Annotated in this window: 17 protein-coding genes and 1 rRNA gene; 3 read left to right on the top strand and 15 right to left on the bottom strand. The window is 55.4% G+C overall.

Going from position 1 to position 19,405, the window contains the following annotated elements; all coding sequences use genetic code 11:
• The 5 genes from ABIE29_RS14595 to pepQ all read right to left on the bottom strand — a co-directional run.
• Window positions 1-1,130 (bottom strand): 16S ribosomal RNA (locus ABIE29_RS14595); the annotation flags it as partial.
• 444 nt (window positions 1,131-1,574) lie between these two features.
• Window positions 1,575-2,108 carry a menaquinone-dependent protoporphyrinogen IX dehydrogenase gene (hemG, locus tag ABIE29_RS14590; RefSeq protein ID WP_429619447.1) on the bottom strand — a complete coding sequence of 178 codons (534 nt, stop codon included), beginning with the start codon at window positions 2,106-2,108 and terminating at the stop codon, window positions 1,575-1,577.
• Window positions 2,109-2,131: 23 nt separating this feature from the next.
• Entirely contained in the window at window positions 2,132-3,583 is a 1,452-nt protein-coding gene (gene trkH, locus ABIE29_RS14585; RefSeq protein WP_021181454.1) for a Trk system potassium transporter TrkH, read from the bottom strand.
• A 35-nt stretch (window positions 3,584-3,618) separates the two neighbouring features.
• Window positions 3,619-4,233 (bottom strand): IMPACT family protein, encoded by a 615-nt coding sequence (locus ABIE29_RS14580; protein WP_021807951.1) that lies wholly within the window; start codon window positions 4,231-4,233, stop codon window positions 3,619-3,621.
• Window positions 4,233-5,564: a Xaa-Pro dipeptidase gene (gene pepQ / locus ABIE29_RS14575; RefSeq protein WP_429619446.1), complete on the bottom strand. Its 1,332-nt coding sequence runs from the start codon at window positions 5,562-5,564 to the stop codon at window positions 4,233-4,235. The genes ABIE29_RS14580 and pepQ overlap by 1 nt, the downstream gene beginning before the upstream one ends.
• 320 nt (window positions 5,565-5,884) lie before the next feature.
• Here pepQ and fadB point away from each other — a divergent pair, with 320 nt between their 5' ends.
• Complete coding sequence (fadB, locus tag ABIE29_RS14570; RefSeq protein WP_429619445.1) at window positions 5,885-8,077, top strand: fatty acid oxidation complex subunit alpha FadB; 2,193 nt, start codon at window positions 5,885-5,887, stop codon at window positions 8,075-8,077.
• A gap of 10 nt (window positions 8,078-8,087) precedes the next feature.
• Window positions 8,088-9,251 (top strand): acetyl-CoA C-acyltransferase FadA, encoded by a 1,164-nt coding sequence (gene fadA, locus ABIE29_RS14565; RefSeq protein WP_429619444.1) that lies wholly within the window; start codon window positions 8,088-8,090, stop codon window positions 9,249-9,251.
• Between the two features lie 151 nt (window positions 9,252-9,402).
• On the opposite strand, the gene fre is transcribed toward fadA, so the two are convergent.
• The 3 genes from fre to pepE all read right to left on the bottom strand — a co-directional run bounded on the left by fre (window position 9,403) and on the right by pepE (window position 12,601).
• On the bottom strand, window positions 9,403-10,104 hold the full coding sequence (gene fre, locus ABIE29_RS14560; RefSeq protein ID WP_429619443.1) for an NAD(P)H-flavin reductase: 702 nt from the start codon (window positions 10,102-10,104) through the stop codon (window positions 9,403-9,405).
• Between the two features lie 51 nt (window positions 10,105-10,155).
• Window positions 10,156-11,652, bottom strand: coding sequence for a 4-hydroxy-3-polyprenylbenzoate decarboxylase (gene ubiD / locus ABIE29_RS14555; RefSeq protein ID WP_429619442.1), 1,497 nt, complete (start codon window positions 11,650-11,652; stop codon window positions 10,156-10,158).
• 223 nt (window positions 11,653-11,875) lie between these two features.
• Window positions 11,876-12,601: a dipeptidase PepE gene (pepE, locus tag ABIE29_RS14550; RefSeq protein ID WP_429619441.1), complete on the bottom strand. Its 726-nt coding sequence runs from the start codon at window positions 12,599-12,601 to the stop codon at window positions 11,876-11,878.
• A gap of 243 nt (window positions 12,602-12,844) precedes the next feature.
• On the opposite strand from pepE, the gene rfaH reads away from it, so the two are divergent.
• A complete protein-coding gene (rfaH, locus tag ABIE29_RS14545) occupies window positions 12,845-13,333 on the top strand; it encodes a transcription/translation regulatory transformer protein RfaH (protein WP_429619440.1) in 489 nt (162 codons plus the stop codon).
• A gap of 42 nt (window positions 13,334-13,375) precedes the next feature.
• Here the strand turns inward: rfaH and hemB are convergent, their stop codons facing one another.
• From hemB to ubiJ, 7 genes are all read right to left on the bottom strand, one after another.
• Entirely contained in the window at window positions 13,376-14,398 is a 1,023-nt protein-coding gene (gene hemB / locus ABIE29_RS14540) for a porphobilinogen synthase (RefSeq protein ID WP_021181463.1), read from the bottom strand.
• Between the two features lie 14 nt (window positions 14,399-14,412).
• Entirely contained in the window at window positions 14,413-15,195 is a 783-nt protein-coding gene (tatD, locus tag ABIE29_RS14535) for a 3'-5' ssDNA/RNA exonuclease TatD (RefSeq protein ID WP_161712620.1), read from the bottom strand.
• 221 nt (window positions 15,196-15,416) lie between these two features.
• Complete coding sequence (gene tatC, locus ABIE29_RS14530) at window positions 15,417-16,193, bottom strand: Sec-independent protein translocase subunit TatC (protein ID WP_429619439.1); 777 nt, start codon at window positions 16,191-16,193, stop codon at window positions 15,417-15,419.
• Window positions 16,194-16,196: 3 nt separating this feature from the next.
• On the bottom strand, window positions 16,197-16,769 hold the full coding sequence (gene tatB, locus ABIE29_RS14525) for a Sec-independent protein translocase protein TatB (protein ID WP_429619438.1): 573 nt from the start codon (window positions 16,767-16,769) through the stop codon (window positions 16,197-16,199).
• A gap of 3 nt (window positions 16,770-16,772) precedes the next feature.
• Complete coding sequence (gene tatA / locus ABIE29_RS14520; protein ID WP_065685043.1) at window positions 16,773-17,039, bottom strand: Sec-independent protein translocase subunit TatA; 267 nt, start codon at window positions 17,037-17,039, stop codon at window positions 16,773-16,775.
• Window positions 17,040-17,168: 129 nt separating this feature from the next.
• The gene (ubiB, locus tag ABIE29_RS14515; RefSeq protein WP_429619437.1) at window positions 17,169-18,800 is read right to left on the bottom strand and encodes a ubiquinone biosynthesis regulatory protein kinase UbiB; all 1,632 of its coding nucleotides are present in this window, start codon (window positions 18,798-18,800) and stop codon (window positions 17,169-17,171) included.
• Complete coding sequence (gene ubiJ, locus ABIE29_RS14510; RefSeq protein WP_429619436.1) at window positions 18,797-19,405, bottom strand: ubiquinone biosynthesis protein UbiJ; 609 nt, start codon at window positions 19,403-19,405, stop codon at window positions 18,797-18,799. The genes ubiB and ubiJ overlap by 4 nt, the downstream gene beginning before the upstream one ends.

The raw sequence follows: 19,405 nt of genomic DNA, 5'->3' as shown, positions 1-19,405 counted from the left end.
GCTGGCAACAAAGGATAAGGGTTGCGCTCGTTGCGGGACTTAACCCAACATTTCACAACACGAGCTGACGACAGCCATGCAGCACCTGTCTCACAGTTCCCGAAGGCACCAATCCATCTCTGGAAAGTTCTGTGGATGTCAAGAGTAGGTAAGGTTCTTCGCGTTGCATCGAATTAAACCACATGCTCCACCGCTTGTGCGGGCCCCCGTCAATTCATTTGAGTTTTAACCTTGCGGCCGTACTCCCCAGGCGGTCGACTTAACGCGTTAGCTCCGGAAGCCACGCCTCAAGGGCACAACCTCCAAGTCGACATCGTTTACAGCGTGGACTACCAGGGTATCTAATCCTGTTTGCTCCCCACGCTTTCGCACCTGAGCGTCAGTCTTTGTCCAGGGGGCCGCCTTCGCCACCGGTATTCCTCCAGATCTCTACGCATTTCACCGCTACACCTGGAATTCTACCCCCCTCTACAAGACTCTAGCTTGCCAGTTTCAAATGCAGTTCCCAAGTTAAGCTCGGGGATTTCACATCTGACTTAACAAACCGCCTGCGTGCGCTTTACGCCCAGTAATTCCGATTAACGCTTGCACCCTCCGTATTACCGCGGCTGCTGGCACGGAGTTAGCCGGTGCTTCTTCTGCGAGTAACGTCAATCCAACAGCGTATTAAGCTGTTGGCCTTCCTCCTCGCTGAAAGTGCTTTACAACCCGAAGGCCTTCTTCACACACGCGGCATGGCTGCATCAGGCTTGCGCCCATTGTGCAATATTCCCCACTGCTGCCTCCCGTAGGAGTCTGGACCGTGTCTCAGTTCCAGTGTGGCTGGTCATCCTCTCAGACCAGCTAGGGATCGTCGCCTAGGTGAGCCATTACCTCACCTACTAGCTAATCCCATCTGGGCACATCCGATGGTGTGAGGCCCGAAGGTCCCCCACTTTGGTCCGAAGACGTTATGCGGTATTAGCTACCGTTTCCAGTAGTTATCCCCCTCCATCGGGCAGTTTCCCAGACATTACTCACCCGTCCGCCGCTCGTCACCCAGGAGCAAGCTCCCTGTGCTACCGCTCGACTTGCATGTGTTAGGCCTGCCGCCAGCGTTCAATCTGAGCCATGATCAAACTCTTCAATTAAAAGCTTGATTTGCTGCAACTCGTGCAGCGATGCTCGAAAATTAACTTTCGTAATAATTCATTTGCATGAATTACTGCTTGGTCACTCTTCAAGACTTGATATTTTTTTGCTACCGAAGTAGCTGGATATCGTCTTGTGAGTGCCCACACAGATTGTCTGATAAATTGTTAAAGAGCGTTCGTTACCGGAAAGTTTCTCGGTAACGCGGGAGGTGCATATTACGCTTTCCCGCTGAAGAGTCAACCTTTTTCTCTTGCGAGACGCGGTGTTTTCACCGGGTTGCTTCTTCCTGGCTGGGCGACTGGTTCTCGTTAGAGGAGTCGTTGTTCCCGGTCAGTGGAGGCGCATTATAGGGAGTTCTCAGAAGGGCGCAACCCCTAAATTCAAAAAACTTTTCAAGCGCGGATTTTTTCGGCAAAACGCTGCACAAGGCAGCATTTCTATCACTTTTCGTACTGGATGCGGCTGAATTCCTGGGAAAAGCGGTCCACCTGCTGCCAATCTGTATATTCCACTTCTTTACTGGTATCCGTCTCTCCCCCGGTCATTTTCATGATAAAGCGGATCATGACGCGATCGAACCAGCGATAACGCGGATAACGCAGCGCACCGGCGAACACGGTGCACTGTTTCGGCTGCCAAGGTGATGACAATAAGAACTTGCGGGTGTAGGCGTTGGTTTGCGGCGAACGCTTTTCCGGTTTGCGTGCCGTCAGGTTTACCGCGAAGAACGCGCTAGGCATCTGATTCAACTGATCAGCGTGGCGCTTCACAAATCGGTGTAATACCGTATTGAAATGCCCGTAGCGTATCGAAGCCCCTATAAGTACCTGTTGGTACTGTCCAAGCTCGATATGCTCTGCCTGCTGCAGATCGATAACGTCGCAGTTCAGGGTATCCTGCAACTGGTTAGCTATATAAGCAGCAATAGAATGCGTTTGTCCGTCACGGCTCGAATAGAGAATCAGTGCCTTCATGGCGTTACTCCTCGTAGATACATTTACTCACGCCAGAAAGTCGGTGTGAAGAGAACCAGCAGCGTAAACACTTCCAAACGGCCAAACAGCATGGTCAAGACCAGTACCCACTTTGCCGGTGGCGGCATGGTGGTAAAGTTATCGGCGACAACGCCAAGGCCAGGCCCCAGGTTATTCAGCGTTGCCGTTACCGCGGCAAAGGCCGAGAACTCGTCCACGCCGGTGGCGATAATGGCCAGCATGCTGACGATAAATACCAATGCATAGGCGGAGAAGAATCCCCACACCGCTTCAAGAATACGTTCAGGCAAGGCGCGGTTGCCCAACTTGATGGTGTAAACCGCATTTGGGTGCACCAACCGCTTCAACTCTCGCGACCCTTGCAGATACAGCAGCAGGATGCGGATCACTTTCAGGCCACCACCGGTTGAACCCGCGCAGCCACCGATAAAGGCAGAGCAGAGCAGGAGCATTGGCAGGAACAGTGGCCATTTGGCAATGCTGTCGGTAGTGAAGCCTGCGGTGGTTGCCATCGACACCACCTGGAAGAAAGCCTGATTAAGCGTTTCCATGCCGCTTCTATATATACCGTGCCACCACAGCACCACGGTACACACCGCCACCAGCGTGAACTGCACGGCGATAAACATGCGAAATTCCGGATCGCGCCAGTACACTTTCAAGCTGCGCCCGCTGAGCAAGGCAAAGTGCAGGCCGTAGTTACAACCGGAGATCAATAGGAACACAGCGATGATGGTGTTGATGGCCGGGCTGGCAAAGTAACCCACGCTGGCATCATGCGTGGAAAAGCCCCCGATGGCGATAGTTGCGAAACTATGGCCGATAGCGTCAAACACCGACATTCCGGCGCCCCATAACGCCAGCGCGCAGGCGATGGTCAGCAGTACGTAAATCAGCCACAAGGTCTTGGCCGTTTCGGCAATACGCGGGCGCATTTTGTTGTCTTTCAATGGGCCAGGCATTTCCGCACGGTATAGCTGCATGCCCCCGACGCCGAGGATAGGCAGTATGGCGACGGCCAGCACGATGATCCCCATCCCTCCCATCCATTGCAGCATCTGGCGGTAGAATAAGATGGCTTTAGGCAAGGAGTCTAACCCGACCAGGGTGGTAGCTCCGGTGGTGGTTAAACCCGAGAAGGATTCAAAAAAGGCGTCCGTCAGGGAGAGATTGGGCCGTTCGGAAAACAGGAAAGGTAATGCCCCCACGCTGCCCAGCACGGTCCAGAACAACACCACAATCAGGAAGCCTTCACGCGGCTTTAATTCATGCTTCTGCTTACGGTTTGGCCACCACAGCATCAAGCCAATGGTCACGGCTACAAAGAAGGTCTGGCTGAATGCCCGCCCCGCTCCGTCGCGGTATATCAATGCCACCAGGCCAGGAATAAACATTGTCCCGGAAAACAGGATAACCAGCAGGCCCACAATACGGGTTATGGCGCGAAAATGCATTTCAGCACGATCCTTAACAATTCAGTTGGTGGGAATTATTGCGATATAGGGACTAATTGCAAACTTCCGCGGCTGAGATCGCGTAATTTATTCCCAAATGCCTCAGTACCCGTGGCCGGTAGCGCCAGATGTAACACCACGGCAGCACCGTAATCCCCATGCACAATCCGCCCTTCACTAAGCTGTAGCAAATTCTCTACCATTGCCAGCTGAGCATAGTCGCACTGCAAAGTATATTCGAGCTGCGGCACTTTATAGCTGACAACCAGCTGCTTGAGCGCCTGTTGTACACCGCTGCCGTATGCTCGTACCAGACCACCGGTACCCAGTTTGATCCCACCATAGTAGCGAACTACCACCGCGGTTATTTCGCCGATCCCACTGCCCATTAGCTGGCTCAGGATGGGCTTGCCCGCAGTGCCGGAGGGTTCACCGTCATCGGAAAACCCCAACTGCTGCGAATCATTCGGTGCACCGGCAACAAAAGCCCAGCAATGGTGCCGGGCCGTTGGATGCTCGTCACGCACCTGCTGGATAAAGGCTTTGGCCGCCTCAACCCCGCAGGTGGGTGCCAGCAGAGTGATGAAACGGCTTTTCTTTATCTCTTCACTGACGCTGATGACAGCGCCAGGAATGGGGTAAGGCTGCATCAGGCCAGGTTCAGATCGCGCGTCATATTCTCAATACGCTTTTCGTGGATCACGATATTGTCCTCAATGCGGATACCGCCGTAAGGTTTCAACGCGTCGATACGATCCCAAGCAAAGTGTTTACTGAACTCGCCACTACGCCAAGGAGCCAACAGGGACTCAATGAAATACAGGCCCGGCTCAATGGTCAGCACCATGCCTGGCTGCATGACACGGGTACAGCGCAGGAAGGGATATTTTGCTGGTGCTGCCAGATGAGTACCATTTTCATCCTGCATAAACCCGGCGGCATCATGCACCTGCAAACCAAGCGGGTGGCCTAAGCCGTGCGGCAGGAACGGACAGGTGATGCCTTGTTCGACCATCGCTTCTTCGCTGATGCCCGTTACCAGCTTATGATTTTTCAACAGTTTGGCGATGCGTTGATGCATCTGTACATGATAATCCGTGTAGCGCACCCCGGCTTTCATGGTATCTATCAGCGCTAGCTGTTCACCGTTGAGATCTTTCACCAGATGGGCGAATGCATTGTCGCTCTGAGCCGCATAGGTGCGAGTCAGGTCGGCGGCGTAGCCGTTATATTCCGCCCCTGCATCGATCAGGAAGCTGCGGGATTCGGCCGGAGGTTGATGATCCAGCTTGGTGTAATGCAGCACCGCCGCATGCTCATTCAGGGCCACGATATTATCGTAAGGCACGTCCGTATCACGATGGCCAGTGGCGGTCAGATAGGCCAGGTTGATATCGAACTCGCTCATACCGGACTGGAAGGCTTCATGAGCGGCACGGTGCCCCATCACGGCCGTTTTCTGCGCTTCGCGCATGCAGGCCAGCTCATAGCCGGTTTTGATCGAGCGGCGGAAATCGAGGAAATTCAGCACCGCTTGCGGGTTGATGTGCTCGGCCGCAATGCCAAGAGAGAGGGCACGCTGTTGTGCATAGCCGATATAGCCTACACGCTCGCGCTGCTGCGGCAGTTGGCTGGCGATATCATCGGCATTGGTCAGCGGCAACAGTTCAATGGATTTGGTCCAGAAGCTGTTGGGTAGCGGTTCAACGCTATGCCAGTAATCCACCGGGGAATAGAACCACAGCTTTGGTTTGTTAACGCCGTCCACCCACAACCAGCAGTTCGGCACCGACGTTACCGGCACCCATGCCTTGAAGTTGGCGTTCACTTTAAACGGGTAGCTGTGGTCGTCCAGAAAGACCCGTTGCAGCTCGCCTGAATGGATCAGCAATGCATCCAGATTGTTGCGCTCTAATACTTCACGAGCTCGTTGTTGCAGTGTTGCCAGGTGGTCGTTATACAAAGAAGCCAGCGTTTCCATCACAGTACCCTTATGCCCTCAGAACGGAATGGACCATCTTAACACACAGCTCCCACGCTCCAACCCCATCTCCTCTTGCATGAGGTGTGCTTCGCAAACCGCTGCAAACAGATGACATCCTCGAGCGATATAGCCGCTATGCACCAAAGTTTCGCGCCCAGGGGTGAAAAATAAGTTGATTTGGTATCAAGCAATTAGCCATTCCCCCTGTGATCCGGTTTGCAAATACGCAATCTATCATTTGCAATTTGTTAACATAAAAACCACACTCGTCACCATCTGGTCATACCAGATCATCTGCGCTGATTCAGGAGATCGACATGCTCTACCAAGGCGAAACATTACAAGTACACTGGCTCGACAACGGCATCGCCGAGTTGGTGTTCAACGCACCAGGCCCAATCAACAAGCTGGATACCAGCACCGTTGCCAGCCTGGGTGCCGCACTCGAGGTGCTGGAACAGCAAACCGAGTTGAAAGGGCTGCTGCTGCGCTCTGCCAAATCCGCATTCATCGTGGGTGCCGACATCACCGAGTTCCTCTCGCTGTTTGCCGCACCGGCTGAAAAGCTGCATGAATGGCTGGTGTTTGCCAATACCATTTTTAACCGGCTGGAAGATTTACCGGTGCCAACCCTCTCCGCCATTAACGGTTACGCGTTAGGCGGCGGCTGCGAATGTATCCTGGCGACCGATTTCCGTATCGCCTCTCCAGACGCACGCATCGGCCTGCCGGAAACCAAACTGGGCATCATGCCAGGGTTCGGGGGTTCCGTACGTCTGCCACGCCTGCTGGGTAACGACAGCGCGCTGGAAATCATTGCCGCCGGGAAAGATATCGGTGCAAAAGACGCACTGAAAGTCGGCCTGGTCGATGCCGTGGTCGCACCGGAAAAACTGGTGGAAGCCGCGCTGAAAGTACTGCAACAGGCGATCGACGGCCAACTCGACTGGCGCGCCTACCGTCAGCCGAAGCTGGAACCATTGAAGCTGAGCCCAATCGAAGCGGCAATGAGTTTCACCACTGCCAAAGGCATGGTGATGCAAACTGCCGGGAAACATTATCCTGCGCCGATGACCGCGGTAAAAACCATCGAAGCCGCCGCCAAGCTTGGCCGTGACGAAGCGTTGAAATTGGAAACCGCCAGCTTTGTGCCTTTGGCCCGCTCTAACGAAGCGCGCGCCCTGGTGGGCATTTTCCTCAACGATCAGTTCGTGAAAGGCCAGGCGAAAAAACTGGCCAGGAACGTTGAAGCCCCGAAACAGGCTGCCGTGCTGGGTGCCGGAATTATGGGGGGCGGCATCGCCTACCAATCCGCGCTGAAAGGCGTACCGGTGATCATGAAGGACATCAGCGACAAATCCCTGACGCTCGGTATGAATGAAGCGGCCAAGCTGCTGAATAAACAGCTGGAGCGCGGCAAACTGGACGGCCTGAAGATGGCACAGGTGCTGTCAACCATCCAGCCAACGCTGGACTATGCCGGTATCGAACGCGCCCAACTGATTGTTGAGGCCGTGGTGGAAAATCCGAAGGTGAAAGCGGCGGTGTTGTCCGAAGTGGAAGCTCTGATCGGCGAAGATACCGTGCTGGCCTCCAACACCTCAACCATCCCGATCAATCACCTGGCAAAATCGTTGCAGCGCCCGCAAAACTTCTGCGGTATGCATTTCTTCAACCCGGTGCACCGTATGCCGTTGGTTGAGATTATCCGTGGTGAACATACCAGCGACAGCACTATCGCCGCCGTGGTGGCCTACGCCACCCGCATGGGCAAAACGCCGATCGTGGTCAATGATTGCCCTGGGTTCTTCGTTAACCGCGTGCTGTTCCCGTATTTTGCCGGGTTTAGTCAGTTACTGCGCAACGGCGCCGACTTCCGTCAGATCGACAAAGTGATGGAGAAACAGTTCGGCTGGCCGATGGGCCCGGCGTATCTGTTGGATGTGGTCGGTATTGATACCGCACACCATGCCCAGGCGGTGATGGCCAACGGTTTCCCTGAACGCATGAGTAAAAATTACCGCGATGCGATAGACGTGATGTTCGATAACCAACGCTTCGGCCAGAAAAACCAGCTGGGCTTCTACCGCTACAGCCAGGACAGCAAAGGCAAGCCGCGTAAAGATAACGACGAGCAAACCGACACTCTGCTGGCAACCGTGAGCGCGTCGGCACAGACCTTCGGCAGTGAAGAGATCATCGCCCGCATGATGATCCCGATGATCAACGAAGTGGTACGCTGCCTGGAAGAAGGCATTGTGGCCAGCCCGGCAGAAGCGGATATGGCATTGGTTTACGGCATCGGCTTCCCGCCGTTCCACGGTGGCGCATTCCGCTATCTGGATACGCTCGGCACCGCCAATTACGTCGAGATGGCCCAGCGTTACGCTAACCTGGGGGCGCTGTATCAGGTGCCAGCCGGTCTGCGTGCCAAGGCGGAACGTAATGAAAGCTACTACCCGGTGGCGACAGCAGCGCTGTCTGATATCGTCACTGGCCAACCGGCATGAGGTTATAAAGATGGAAAACGTAGTTATTGTTGATGCCGTACGCACGCCGATGGGCCGCTCAAAAGGCGGTGCTTTCCGCCAGGTACGCGCGGAAGATCTTTCCGCTCATCTGATGCGTGCCGTGCTGAGCCGTAACCCGGCACTCAATGCCGCTGAGATTGATGATATTTACTGGGGCTGCGTGCAGCAGACGCTGGAACAAGGCTTCAACATCGCCCGTAACGCCGCGCTGCTGGCCGAAATCCCACATAGCGTGCCAGCGGTAACGGTGAACCGCCTGTGTGGTTCCTCGATGCAGGCTTTGCACGATGCCGCCCGCGCTATCATGGTGGGTGACGCACAGGTCAGCCTGATTGGCGGAGTGGAACATATGGGCCACGTCCCGATGAACCACGGCGTAGACTTCCACCCGGGCCTGAGCCGTACCGTGGCAAAAGCGGCCGGCATGATGGGCCTGACCGCAGAAATGCTGGCCAAAATGCACAATATCAGCCGCGAGATGCAGGATGAGTTTGCCGTCCGCTCTCACCAACGCGCTCACGCTGCAACGTTAGCCGGCTATTTCAAAAATGAAATTATTCCGACCACTGGCCACGACGCCGACGGCATACTGACTCGTTACGATTATGATGAAGTGATCCGCCCGGAAACGACCGTTGCCAGTCTGGCTGCGCTGCGTCCGGCGTTTGACCCGGTCAATGGCACCGTCACCGCAGGCACCTCTTCCGCACTGTCTGACGGCGCTTCCGCCATGTTGATCATGAGCGAATCCCGCGCCAAGTCGCTCGGCCTGAAGGCTCGTGCCCGCATCCGCTCAATGGCGGTCGTGGGATGCGATCCTTCGATCATGGGCTATGGTCCGGTGCCTGCCAGCAGGCTCGCGCTTAAACGCGCCGGTCTGAGCGTACAGGATATCGATCTGTTTGAATTGAATGAGGCCTTTGCCGCCCAGTCACTGCCCTGCATTAAAGATCTGGGGCTGCTGGAAAGCATGGACGATAAGATCAACCTTAACGGCGGTGCGATTGCCCTGGGCCACCCATTAGGCTGCTCCGGCTCCCGTATCTCCACCACCCTGCTGAACAATATGGAACGCCGTGACGTGCAATTTGGTCTGGCCACCATGTGTATCGGCCTGGGTCAGGGGATCGCCACGGTATTTGAACGCGTTTAGCTGTGTCCTGGTTGGATGCCCCAAAGGGCATCACAAAGGTTTTATTGCCGTACTTCCCGCCTGTCAGGGGCGGGTTTTTTTATGCCTGAAATTCAGTGCCAATAAAAACGGGGCAGCACTGGCCACCCCGTCTTTACTGCTGCGCGTACAATCAGATAAACGCGAAAGCATCACCAAACATATGCGCTTCCAGTGCACCACGCTCGGCACAGAAACGCTCACGGGCAATTTTCGCCATCTCGAAACGGCCGGCAATATAGATATCATGCTCCGCCAGCGAGCCAAAATCCTGTAACACGGCACTCAGCACCGTGCCACTGCGGCCACGCCAGTCGTCTTCCGGCTGCTCAACTACCGGAATGACTTTGAGATTTGGGTATTGCAGTGAAATAGCCTCCAGTTCGCTGAGATCATAAAGATGCTTCAGCTCACGCCCACCCCAGTAGATAGAGATATCGCGATTGGGTTGCTGTTCCAGCGCCGTCAGCAAAATCGAGCGCGCGTAAGAGAACCCGGTACCACCGGCAATCAACACCAATGGACGCTCACTCTCTTCACGCAACCAGGCTTCACCATGCGGAATATCCACGGTGATGGCCTGCTCTTTCAGCACGCGATCCATCACCGCCATGGCATACAGGTTCAATTCAGAAGCGCCAATATGCAGCTCGATATAATCTTGCTGCGCTGGCGTTGAGGCCACAGAGAACGGGCGTTTATCACGCTCATCCATCACGACCATCAGGTATTGCCCTGCTTTGAACGAAAACGGTGCCTCTGGCACCAAACGTACCCGATAAACGGTATCGGTAATGGCCTCTACGGAGGTCACTTTACAGCTCAAGATTGTCATGCGTTCCCTCTGTCGGGTCATCAATGCAAGACCGAGAACAAAGACTGGCGCTTAAAGCGTCGGTTCTCTGTCACTGAATATGGCGAGCTCATCCCAGATGTCATCGATGCGCGCGCGCACCTTCTCATCCATTTGAATCGGACGGCCCCATTCTCGCTGGGTTTCTCCCGGCCATTTATTGGTGGCATCCAGGCCCATCTTCGATCCCAGCCCGGAAACCGGCGAGGCGAAGTCCAGATAATCAATCGGCGTATTCTCCACTAAAACGGTATCCCTTGCCGGATCCATTCGGGTGGTGATCGCCCAAATCACGTCATTCCAGTCACGCGCATTCACGTCGTCATCGCAAACAATAACAAACTTGGTATACATAAATTGGCGCAGGAAAGACCAGACCCCCATCATTACGCGTTTGGCGTGTCCTGCGTACTGTTTTTTGATGGTCACCACCGCCAGGCGATAGGAACACCCTTCCGGCGGCAGGTAGAAATCGACGATTTCCGGGAACTGTTTTTGCAGGATTGGCACAAACACTTCGTTCAGCGCCACTCCCATCACCGCAGGTTCATCCGGCGGGCGGCCGGTATAGGTCGAGTGATAAATCGCATTGCGCCGCTGGGTAATATGGGTCACGGTAAAGACGGGGAAATGATCGATCTCGTTATAGTAACCGGTGTGATCGCCATACGGGCCTTCCGGCGCCAGTTCCCCTGGCTCGATATACCCTTCCAGCACAATTTCCGCGCTGGCGGGAACCTCGAGATCGCAGGACAGACATTTGACCACTTCGGTCTTGTTGCCGCGCAACAGCCCGGCAAAGGCATATTCGGACAGGTTATCCGGCACCGGCGTCACCGCGCCCAAAATGGTGGCAGGATCGGCCCCCAGTGCAACAGCGACCGGGAAGCGTTCGCCCGGATGCTCCTGACACCACTCCTGATAATCCAGCGCGCCGCCACGGTGCGAGAGCCAGCGCATAATCAGCTTGTTCTTGCCCAACACCTGCTGGCGATAGATCCCCAGATTCTGGCGCTCTTTATGCGGGCCACGGGTAACCGTCAGCCCCCAGGTGACCAGCGGGGCGGCATCTTCCGGCCAGCAGTGCATCACCGGGATACGGCCGAGATCGACGTCTTCCCCTTGCCACACCTGTTCCTGACACGGGGCTGAGCCCAGCACCTTGGTCGGCATATTCAGCACTTGTTTAAATTTGGGGACCTTGTCGAACAGATCGCGAAAGCCCTTGGGTGGCTCCGGCTCTTTGAGAAACGCCAACAGCTTGCCCACTTCGCGCAGCGCACTGACGTCTTCCTGCCCCATCCCCATCGCCACCCGCTTGGGCGTGCCGAACAGGTTACAGAGCACCGGCATGTCGTAGCCTTTCGGGTTTTCGAACAGCAATGCCGGGCCGCCTGCCCGCAGCGTACGATCGGCAATTTCTGTCATTTCCAGATAGGGATCAATCGGCTGGCTGATGCGTTTTAGTTCCCCTCTCTTTTCCAGCAACGAGAGGAAATCGCGTAGGTCACGGTATTTCATGCAAGCCATTACACCATTGATTTATAGAAGATTTAAACGCCGTCCCCTGAAAATCTCAAGGTGGCTCGACGTTTAATTAACTGGCTGATTTTAAGGCGTTTCACAGCAAGGGGATAGATTAACAAATTCTAGCCAATCTGCCCACATTAGCGCTACTGGTTTGGGTTGTCACCACAATGGTCATCATCGGTTGCTGGATCGGTAGGGGCGCATGCTGCGCCCTTTCGGTTAATCAATGACAGGTGAACGGCACCAGCGAGCGCAGTGCCGAGGTATCCTGATACTCCTGGATCTCTACCCCGTGGCGGAACACCTTGAAGCCCTGCTCCCTGGCACTGAAGTAGCGCAGATCGTTGCCGCAGACGTGCAGCAGGCTGCCTTCACGCAGTGCAACAACCGACTCGCTCGGATTCACCGCACAGAACTCTGCCAGACGCTCATCACGGGTTTCCCCCATGTGGCCACTGATATGGGCGTCGATGTAATGTGGGTTGATCTGTACCGGGAACAGCCCCAGCGCAGGCAACACGACGCTGTTGCGCACCGGCATATCATTGGTGGTACGGATGCTCGGCGTCGCCACGTTGCAGCCAGCACTCCAACCCACATAGGGCACTTCGCGCTCACGTACCGCACGCTGAATTGGCACAATCAGGCCATTTTCATGCAGCATCTGGTTCAGCATCCAGGTATTGCCGCCGCTGACCAAAATACACTCGGCCTGCGCGATCGCCTCTGCCGGAGACTCGGCATGATGAATGCTGGTGACCTTGATACCCAACGTCTGTGACAACTCCCCCGCCCGCTGGTCGTAATCACCACGGATCATGGCATAAGGAATAAATACGGCTGACGTGATGTTACGGCGTTCAATCATGGCCAGCAGTTGGCTCTTGGCATAGCCGAGCAGTTCGGCTTCGCCGGAAAGCTTGCCGTTACTTAGCAAAAATAGCTCCATGTCTCTCCCTCAATGCAAGAATGATACAGGCGTCACATTGAGCGTCAAACTTGCCCATCATAGTTGTGACAGTCACAAAATTTAGACTTATTGTTATACCTGAACCCGGCCACCAAGTGTGTGACTTTCTACTGGCTACCGTGGATTGCCACAACTCATGGCAACAAGAAGGGCGCTTACGTCACTAGGTATCCGTAGTCGCTTTTGGTATGCTTAACGGCTGACAGAAAGGCATGTGAAACTATGGAATCTTGGTATTTACTTTATTGTAAGCGCGGCCAGCTCTTACGGGCCCAGGAACACCTGGTAAGGCAAGCCGTCAACTGCCTGAGCCCAATTATTACGTTGGAGAAAATCGTGCGGGGCAAGCGTACTGCCGTTAGCGAACCGCTGTTTCCCAACTACCTGTTTGTTGAATTCGATCCGGAACGTATTCACACCACCACGATCAGCGCAACCCGTGGTGTCAGCCACTTTGTGCGATTTGGAGCCTTACCGACCCAGATACCTTTACAGGTTATCGAAGAACTCCAGACACATAGCGAAGAATACTATGTGGATCCAGAGACCCCGTTACCGGGCGATACGGTGTTGATCACCGATGGCGTGTTCGAGGGTCTGCATGCGATCTACACCGAGCCCGACGGTGAAGCCCGCTCTATGCTGCTGCTAAACCTGATCAACAGGCAGATTAATCAGAGCATCGATAATCGGCAGTTCCAGAAGCTGTAATGCAAACAGGCACCCAAGGGTGCCTGTTTTGTCTGCTACCGATTAACGGCGCATTGCGTCATCATGCAGCCACTGGGCGACACGCTTGGCGAAGTAGGTCAGCACACCATCGGCCCCGGCACGCTTAAAGCACAGCAAGGATTCCATCACCGCCGGTTGTTCCTGCAGCCAGCCGTTCTGGATCGCCGCCATATGCATCGCATATTCACCCGACACCTGATAGGCGAAGGTCGGCACCCCGAAGGTATCTTTGACACGCCGTACCACGTCCAGATAAGGCATCCCCGGCTTCACCATCACCATATCCGCGCCTTCCTGCAGATCCTGAGCAATCTCTTGCAGCGCTTCATCACCGTTGGCCGGATCCATCTGATAGGTTTTCTTGTTACCGCCTTTCAGGTTACCGGTGGAACCGAGCGCATCACGGAACGGGCCGTAATAACATGAGGCATACTTGGCGGAATACGCCATGATCTGGGTATTCACCAGGCCTTGCAGCTCGAGTTGATCGCGGATCGCGCCGATGCGGCCGTCCATCATATCGCTGGGAGCCACAATTTCAGCACCGGCTTCTGCATGAGATAGCGCCTGGCGAACCAGAATTTCTTTGCTGATGTCGTTGATCACGTAACCATGCTCGTCGATCACCCCATCCTGCCCATGGGTCGTATACGGGTCGAGCGCCACATCGGTCAGGATCCCCAGCTCCGGTACGGCATCTTTCAGCGCACGCACGGTACGCTGCACCAAACCATCCGGGTTATAAGCTTCCTCGGCATGCAGCGATTTCAGGCCAGGCTCAATCACCGGGAACAGGGAAATCACCGGCACGCCGAGTTTGGCAATGGCCTCCGCCTCTTTGATCAGCAGATCGATGCTCATGCGCGATACGCCAGGCATCGAGGAAACGGCTTCCTGGCGGTTGCTGCCTTCCATGACAAACACCGGATAGATCAGGTCATTGACCGTTACCTGATTCTCGGCGACCAAACGGCGGCTGAAGTCATGACGGCGCACACGGCGCATGCGGCGACCAGGAAAGGTGCCCGGAAATGCATAGCTCATAATTTTCTCCTAACTCAGACCAGCCGGAATAACCGGCGGGCGTTCTCATCAGTTTTCTGGCCCAGCCACGCGGGATCTTCTTCGCGCCAGGTTGCAACCTGGCGAATGATATGGGGCAGAAAACAGGGTTCGTTGCGGCGAGATGCAGGTTTCGGGTGTAAATCTCGGGGCAACAAATAGGGGGCATCGGTTTCCAGCAGCAGCCGATCGGCCGGGATTTGGGGTAACAAGGCACGCAGTTCCAGACCCCGGCGCTCATCACAAACCCAACCGGTGATACCGATCGACAACCCCAGCGCCAGACAGTCCTGTAACTCTTCGGCGCTGCCGGTGAAGCAATGCACAACTGCGGCGGGCAGTTTATCCAACCAGGGAGTCAGCAGTGCAACAAAACGTGCGTGTGCGTCGCGGCAATGCAGGAAGACCGGCATAGTGAGCTCGGCGGCCAATGCCAGTTGAGCGGTGAAAGCCAGTTCCTGCTGTGCCGGGGTGGAAAAATTGCGGTTAAAATCCAGCCCACACTCGCCAATGGCGGCCACGAAGGGCTGCGATGCCAACCGGTGAATATGCTGCGCGACCTCATCGTTCCAACTGCTGGCATCATGCGGATGCACGCCCGCCGTAGACCAGCAATAGCCACTATGAGCACGGGCCAGGTGGCTGGCCGCCTCGCTTTGCTGTGCGTTGGTGCCGGTGATCAGCATCCCCGTCACGCCTGCGGTTTTGGCTCGCTCAACCACCTGTGTGGCATCTTTGGCAAATTGGGAGCTGGTAAGATTGACGCCAATATCAAACATGGTTTTTCCAATGCAAAAGCCGCCCCTCGGGGTAATCCTGCCAGTATCTGGCAATCGCTATTTCCCCCTCACCCCAACCCTCTCCCTCAGGGAGAGGGAGCTGTCCCGAGCGCATAGCTAGCCCGTGCAACTTCGGAAAGTAGGGGTAGCAACCAGAAAGGCAAGGTAGTACGCAAAGCAATCAACGAACTCGATCGGTCCCCTCTCCCTGTGGGAGAGGGTTAGGGTGAGGGCGCTGGTGGCTCTTCGCCTTCCTCTTCTTCCGCTACCGGCTTGCGTCGCTTCCCTACATAGAAACGGGCAAAGAACACCCCGACCTCAAACAGCAGGTACATCGGGATCGCCAACAGGGTTTGCGAGAACACGTCCGGCGGCGTCAACAGCATGCCGACCACGAAAGCACCGACCAGCACATACGGGCGTTTCTTACGCAGGTCTTCTGGCGTAGTGACACCACTCCAGCACAGCAGAATAATGGCAACCGGCACTTCAAAAGCCACGCCGAACGCCATAAACAGCGCCATGACAAAACTCAGGTAGTTGCTGATATCGGTCGCTATCGTGACGCCGATGGGGGCAGTTTTGGCAAAAAAGCCAAAGGCCAGCGGGAACACGACAAAGTAGGCAAACGCCATCCCCAGATAGAACAACAGGCTGCTGGAAACCAACAGCGGCATCATCAGGCGGCGTTCATGCTGGTACAGCGCAGGAGCGATAAAGGCCCAGACCTGATAGAGAATGAAAGGCGCGGCAACGATCACCGAAACCATCATCGTCAACTTGATCGGCGCAAAGAACGGTGAAGCCACGTCGGTGGCAATCATGCTCGCCCCGGCAGGCAACTGATCGATCAGCGGTGCAGAAACGATCTGATAAATATCGTTAGCGAAAAACACCAACACGATAAAGATCGCCAGCACGCTGATGATCGAATTCAACAGCCGCTTACGCAGTTCAATCAGATGACTGATAAGCGGTTGGGTATCTTCAACGGCCATGTTTTAACGTTCGCCACTAGGTTGTTGAGACGCAGGGGATTTATCCGCCACAGGCTCTGGGATGGCCTGCTTTGCAGGGATTTGCTGATCCACGACCGTTGCCTGAGCCACGGGGGGCATCACCGGCTCGCTTTGCACGGCTGGCGCAGGTTCAGTGGGCTGCGGTGTAGCAACGGGTGCTGAAGCGGTAGTCGCCGCTTCCGCCGGAGTCACGCCGTCGTGGATGGCTTCAGGATCGGTGACCACTGGATTGTGGATGGTATGCGGCGGCTCGTCCTGATCGACGTGATAAGAACGTTTCAGCGACTCAGCGGCCTCTTTCAACTCATCCATCGAGGCTTTGAGTTCTGGCGTTAAATTCTGCAATCCCGCTTTCTCCGCCTTCTTCAGGCTTTCCTGCAGTTCTTGCAGCTTCAATTCCTGCGTCAGCTCATTCTGCACCGAAGCCGCCAGAGAGCGCAGCGCTCGGATCCAGCCCGCAACGGTTCTGACCGCTACCGGTAACCGTTCTGGCCCGAGTACCACCAGGCCAATCACCAGTACCAGCAGCAGTTCACCAAACCCAATGTCAAACACGGTTTATACCTGCTCTTTGTTCTTCGACTCTTCCGCTGCCTTCACTTCCGGCTGCTTATCGGTGATAGGCTTGGCCGCAAAGTCCGCGTCGTGGTTGGTTTTTTCAGTCGTGTTGGTTGGCGCAGCGGTGTTGTCATCGCCAATCGCCTTTTTAAAGCCTTTGATTGATGCACCGAGATCGGAACCCAGCGTACGCAGTTTGTTGGTACCAAACAGCAGCACCACGATCACCGCGATGATCAACAATTGCCAAATACTAATACCGCCCATTGCAGTTACCTCTAGAGATTAAAAGGGTAATGTTCAAGTCGCCGCATTATATACCCTTCATCTTTGTGTTGGATATGCCCCGTTTTTGCAGAGCGAATGCGGCAACGTTTAACCTGGTGGTTTATTTATTCAGGCGGTGCGTTTCCAACCGACAACCCAGGCCACAACGCCTGCGGCCATCATCCAGGCAGGAAACACCTCTACGCCTCCCAGCAGTAAAATCGTACCACTGACTAACAGTGTAGCGCCAACCCCGAACAAATACCGTGATTGACCTTGCCGAACGCGTTGCGCCTGCATCTGACCGGTCAATTTATCGACGCTCTGTTGCAACAGTTTATGCTGTTGCAGGCTGTCATAAAATAATTCAGGTAACTCTGGCATTTTCTCGGCCCAGAACGGCGCTTTTTCTTTCAGCGCGCGGATCACCGCCGGAATGCCTACCTGATCGCGCAGCCAGCTTTCCAGGAACGGCTTCGCCGTGGTCCACAGATCCAGTTGCGGATAGAGCTGACGGCCAAGGCCCTCAACGTACAGCAGCGTCTTTTGCAGTAATACCAGCTGCGGCTGCACTTCCATATTGAAACGGCGTGCGGTATTGAACAGGTTCAACAGCACGTTGCCGAACGAAATTTCCGCCAGCGGTTTTTCAAAGATCGGTTCGCAGACGGTACGAATGGCGAACTCAAAATCTTCCACATTGGTATCGCGCGGTACCCAGCCAGAGTCAACGTGCAGCTCTGCCACCTTACGGTAGTCGCGGTTGAAGAAGGCGATAAAGTTTTCCGCCAGATAGCGCTTGTCGTCTTTGTTCAGGGACCCCACGATGCCGCAGTCGATGCCGATATAACACGGATCTTCCGGGTGCTCATAACTGACGAAAATATTGCCTGGGTGCATGTCGGCATGGAAGAAGCTGTCACGGAACACCTGGGTAAAGAACACCTGGACGCCACGCTCGGCCAGCAGTTTCATATTGGTGTTCTGCTGTTCCAGTGCCGCAATATCCGACACCGGAATGCCGTAAATCCGCTCCATCACCAGTACGCTTTCACGGCAGTAATCAGAGTAAACCTCTGGCACGTAGAGCATCGGGCTACCGTCAAAATTACGGCGCAGCTGGATGGCGTTGGCCGCTTCTCGCAGCAGGTTCAGCTCATCAAGCAGGGTTTTCTCATATTCACGCACCACTTCGCGCGGGCGCAGACGGCGACCGTCCGGCATCAGCTTGGGTACCCAGCCTGCCAGGCGATACATCAGGCGCACATCGGCTTTGATAATCGGCCCTATGTCCGGGCGGATCACCTTCAGCACCACCTCTTGGCCAGTCGTTTTCAGCCGGGCGGTATGCACCTGGGCAATCGAAGCCGACGCCAGCGCCTGCTGGTCAAAGTCATCGAACCAGGTTTCCAGCGGGCCGCCCATCGCCAACTCGATATGCTTACGCGCCAGCGCACCATCGAACGGCGCGACTCGGTCCTGCAACAGCGTCAGTTGGTCGGCAATATGGGGTGGGAACAGATCGCGGCGGGTCGACATCATCTGGCCGAACTTGATCCACACCGGGCCAAGCTCTTGCAGCGCCAGACGCAGGCGTTCGCCCAACGGCTGGTCTTTATGGCGGTTAGGCATCCAGAACAGCAGGCGGCGGCCAATGCGTAGCGGCAGCGTCAAGCGCATCCTGGGGATCAGTTCATCCAGACCATAGCTCAGGAAAACGCGCACGATCAAATACAGGCGGCAAATTTCGCCAGGGGTCATCGTTTACCCTCCAACTTGTCCAGACGGGCAATCAGTGCGTCCACACTGCGAACGGTGGCATCAACCTCTTCGTTAAACCACACTACTTCAAGCGGGCCAGGAGCCATGCGCCACTCTTCGGTCAGCGTTTCGGCCAGGTAGCGTTGCTGGTTCTGCAAACCGGATTTCAGCAGGCCCAAACCTTTGCCAACCATCTGACTAACCCCTTGCGCGGCGATATCGCCTACATAAGGCGCCAGCCATTCTGCCGGATCCCACTCTGCCAGATCGAGCAAACCGACCAGTTGTTGCACCACCTGAATATCGCCTTCGACAATCAGCTCGCCACTACGCATCAGCGGGGAAAGTTGCTGACGATCGCGCAATTTCAGCAGCACCGACACGCGGGTTTGCACCGTACAATCGGCGTTATCTTCTGATTGGCCGAGCACATCCACCCGCTGTTCGCTGAACAACAGTACCAACGGCGAAGAGAGTTCCTGTAGCTCGATACGTAACACTTTACCCGCCAGCCGTTGACGGGCGGCTTTCATGCTGCGATCGCGAAACAGCAGGCTATTGAGCGAGGTTTCCAGCACACCGGTCAGTAACGGGGTTAGCAGCAT

It is taken from the genome of Serratia sp. 2723, assembly GCF_050434425.1.
Taxonomy (GTDB): Bacteria; Pseudomonadota; Gammaproteobacteria; order Enterobacterales; family Enterobacteriaceae; genus Chania.
This window is presented reverse-complemented; position numbering and strand designations above follow the sequence as displayed.

Bases quoted from the DNA above. Each gene is read 5' to 3' on its own strand.
- tatC (WP_429619439.1), bottom strand. From the start codon at position 16,193: ATGGCCGTTGAAGATACCCAACCGCTTATCAGTCATCTGATTGAACTG.
- pepE (WP_429619441.1), bottom strand. From the start codon at position 12,601: ATGGAGCTATTTTTGCTAAGTAACGGCAAGCTTTCCGGCGAAGCCGAA.
- rfaH (WP_429619440.1), top strand. From the start codon at position 12,845: ATGGAATCTTGGTATTTACTTTATTGTAAGCGCGGCCAGCTCTTACGG.
- ubiD (WP_429619442.1), bottom strand. From the start codon at position 11,652: ATGGCTTGCATGAAATACCGTGACCTACGCGATTTCCTCTCGTTGCTG.
- ubiJ (WP_429619436.1), bottom strand. From the start codon at position 19,405: ATGCTGCTAACCCCGTTACTGACCGGTGTGCTGGAAACCTCGCTCAAT.
- fadA (WP_429619444.1), top strand. From the start codon at position 8,088: ATGGAAAACGTAGTTATTGTTGATGCCGTACGCACGCCGATGGGCCGC.
- pepQ (WP_429619446.1), bottom strand. From the start codon at position 5,564: ATGGAAACGCTGGCTTCTTTGTATAACGACCACCTGGCAACACTGCAA.
- tatA (WP_065685043.1), bottom strand. From the start codon at position 17,039: ATGGGCGGTATTAGTATTTGGCAATTGTTGATCATCGCGGTGATCGTG.
- hemB (WP_021181463.1), bottom strand. From the start codon at position 14,398: ATGAGCTATGCATTTCCGGGCACCTTTCCTGGTCGCCGCATGCGCCGT.
- tatD (WP_161712620.1), bottom strand. From the start codon at position 15,195: ATGTTTGATATTGGCGTCAATCTTACCAGCTCCCAATTTGCCAAAGAT.
- hemG (WP_429619447.1), bottom strand. From the start codon at position 2,108: ATGAAGGCACTGATTCTCTATTCGAGCCGTGACGGACAAACGCATTCT.
- ABIE29_RS14580 (WP_021807951.1), bottom strand. From the start codon at position 4,233: ATGCAGCCTTACCCCATTCCTGGCGCTGTCATCAGCGTCAGTGAAGAG.
- fadB (WP_429619445.1), top strand. From the start codon at position 5,885: ATGCTCTACCAAGGCGAAACATTACAAGTACACTGGCTCGACAACGGC.
- ubiB (WP_429619437.1), bottom strand. From the start codon at position 18,800: ATGACCCCTGGCGAAATTTGCCGCCTGTATTTGATCGTGCGCGTTTTC.
- fre (WP_429619443.1), bottom strand. From the start codon at position 10,104: ATGACAATCTTGAGCTGTAAAGTGACCTCCGTAGAGGCCATTACCGAT.
- trkH (WP_021181454.1), bottom strand. From the start codon at position 3,583: ATGCATTTTCGCGCCATAACCCGTATTGTGGGCCTGCTGGTTATCCTG.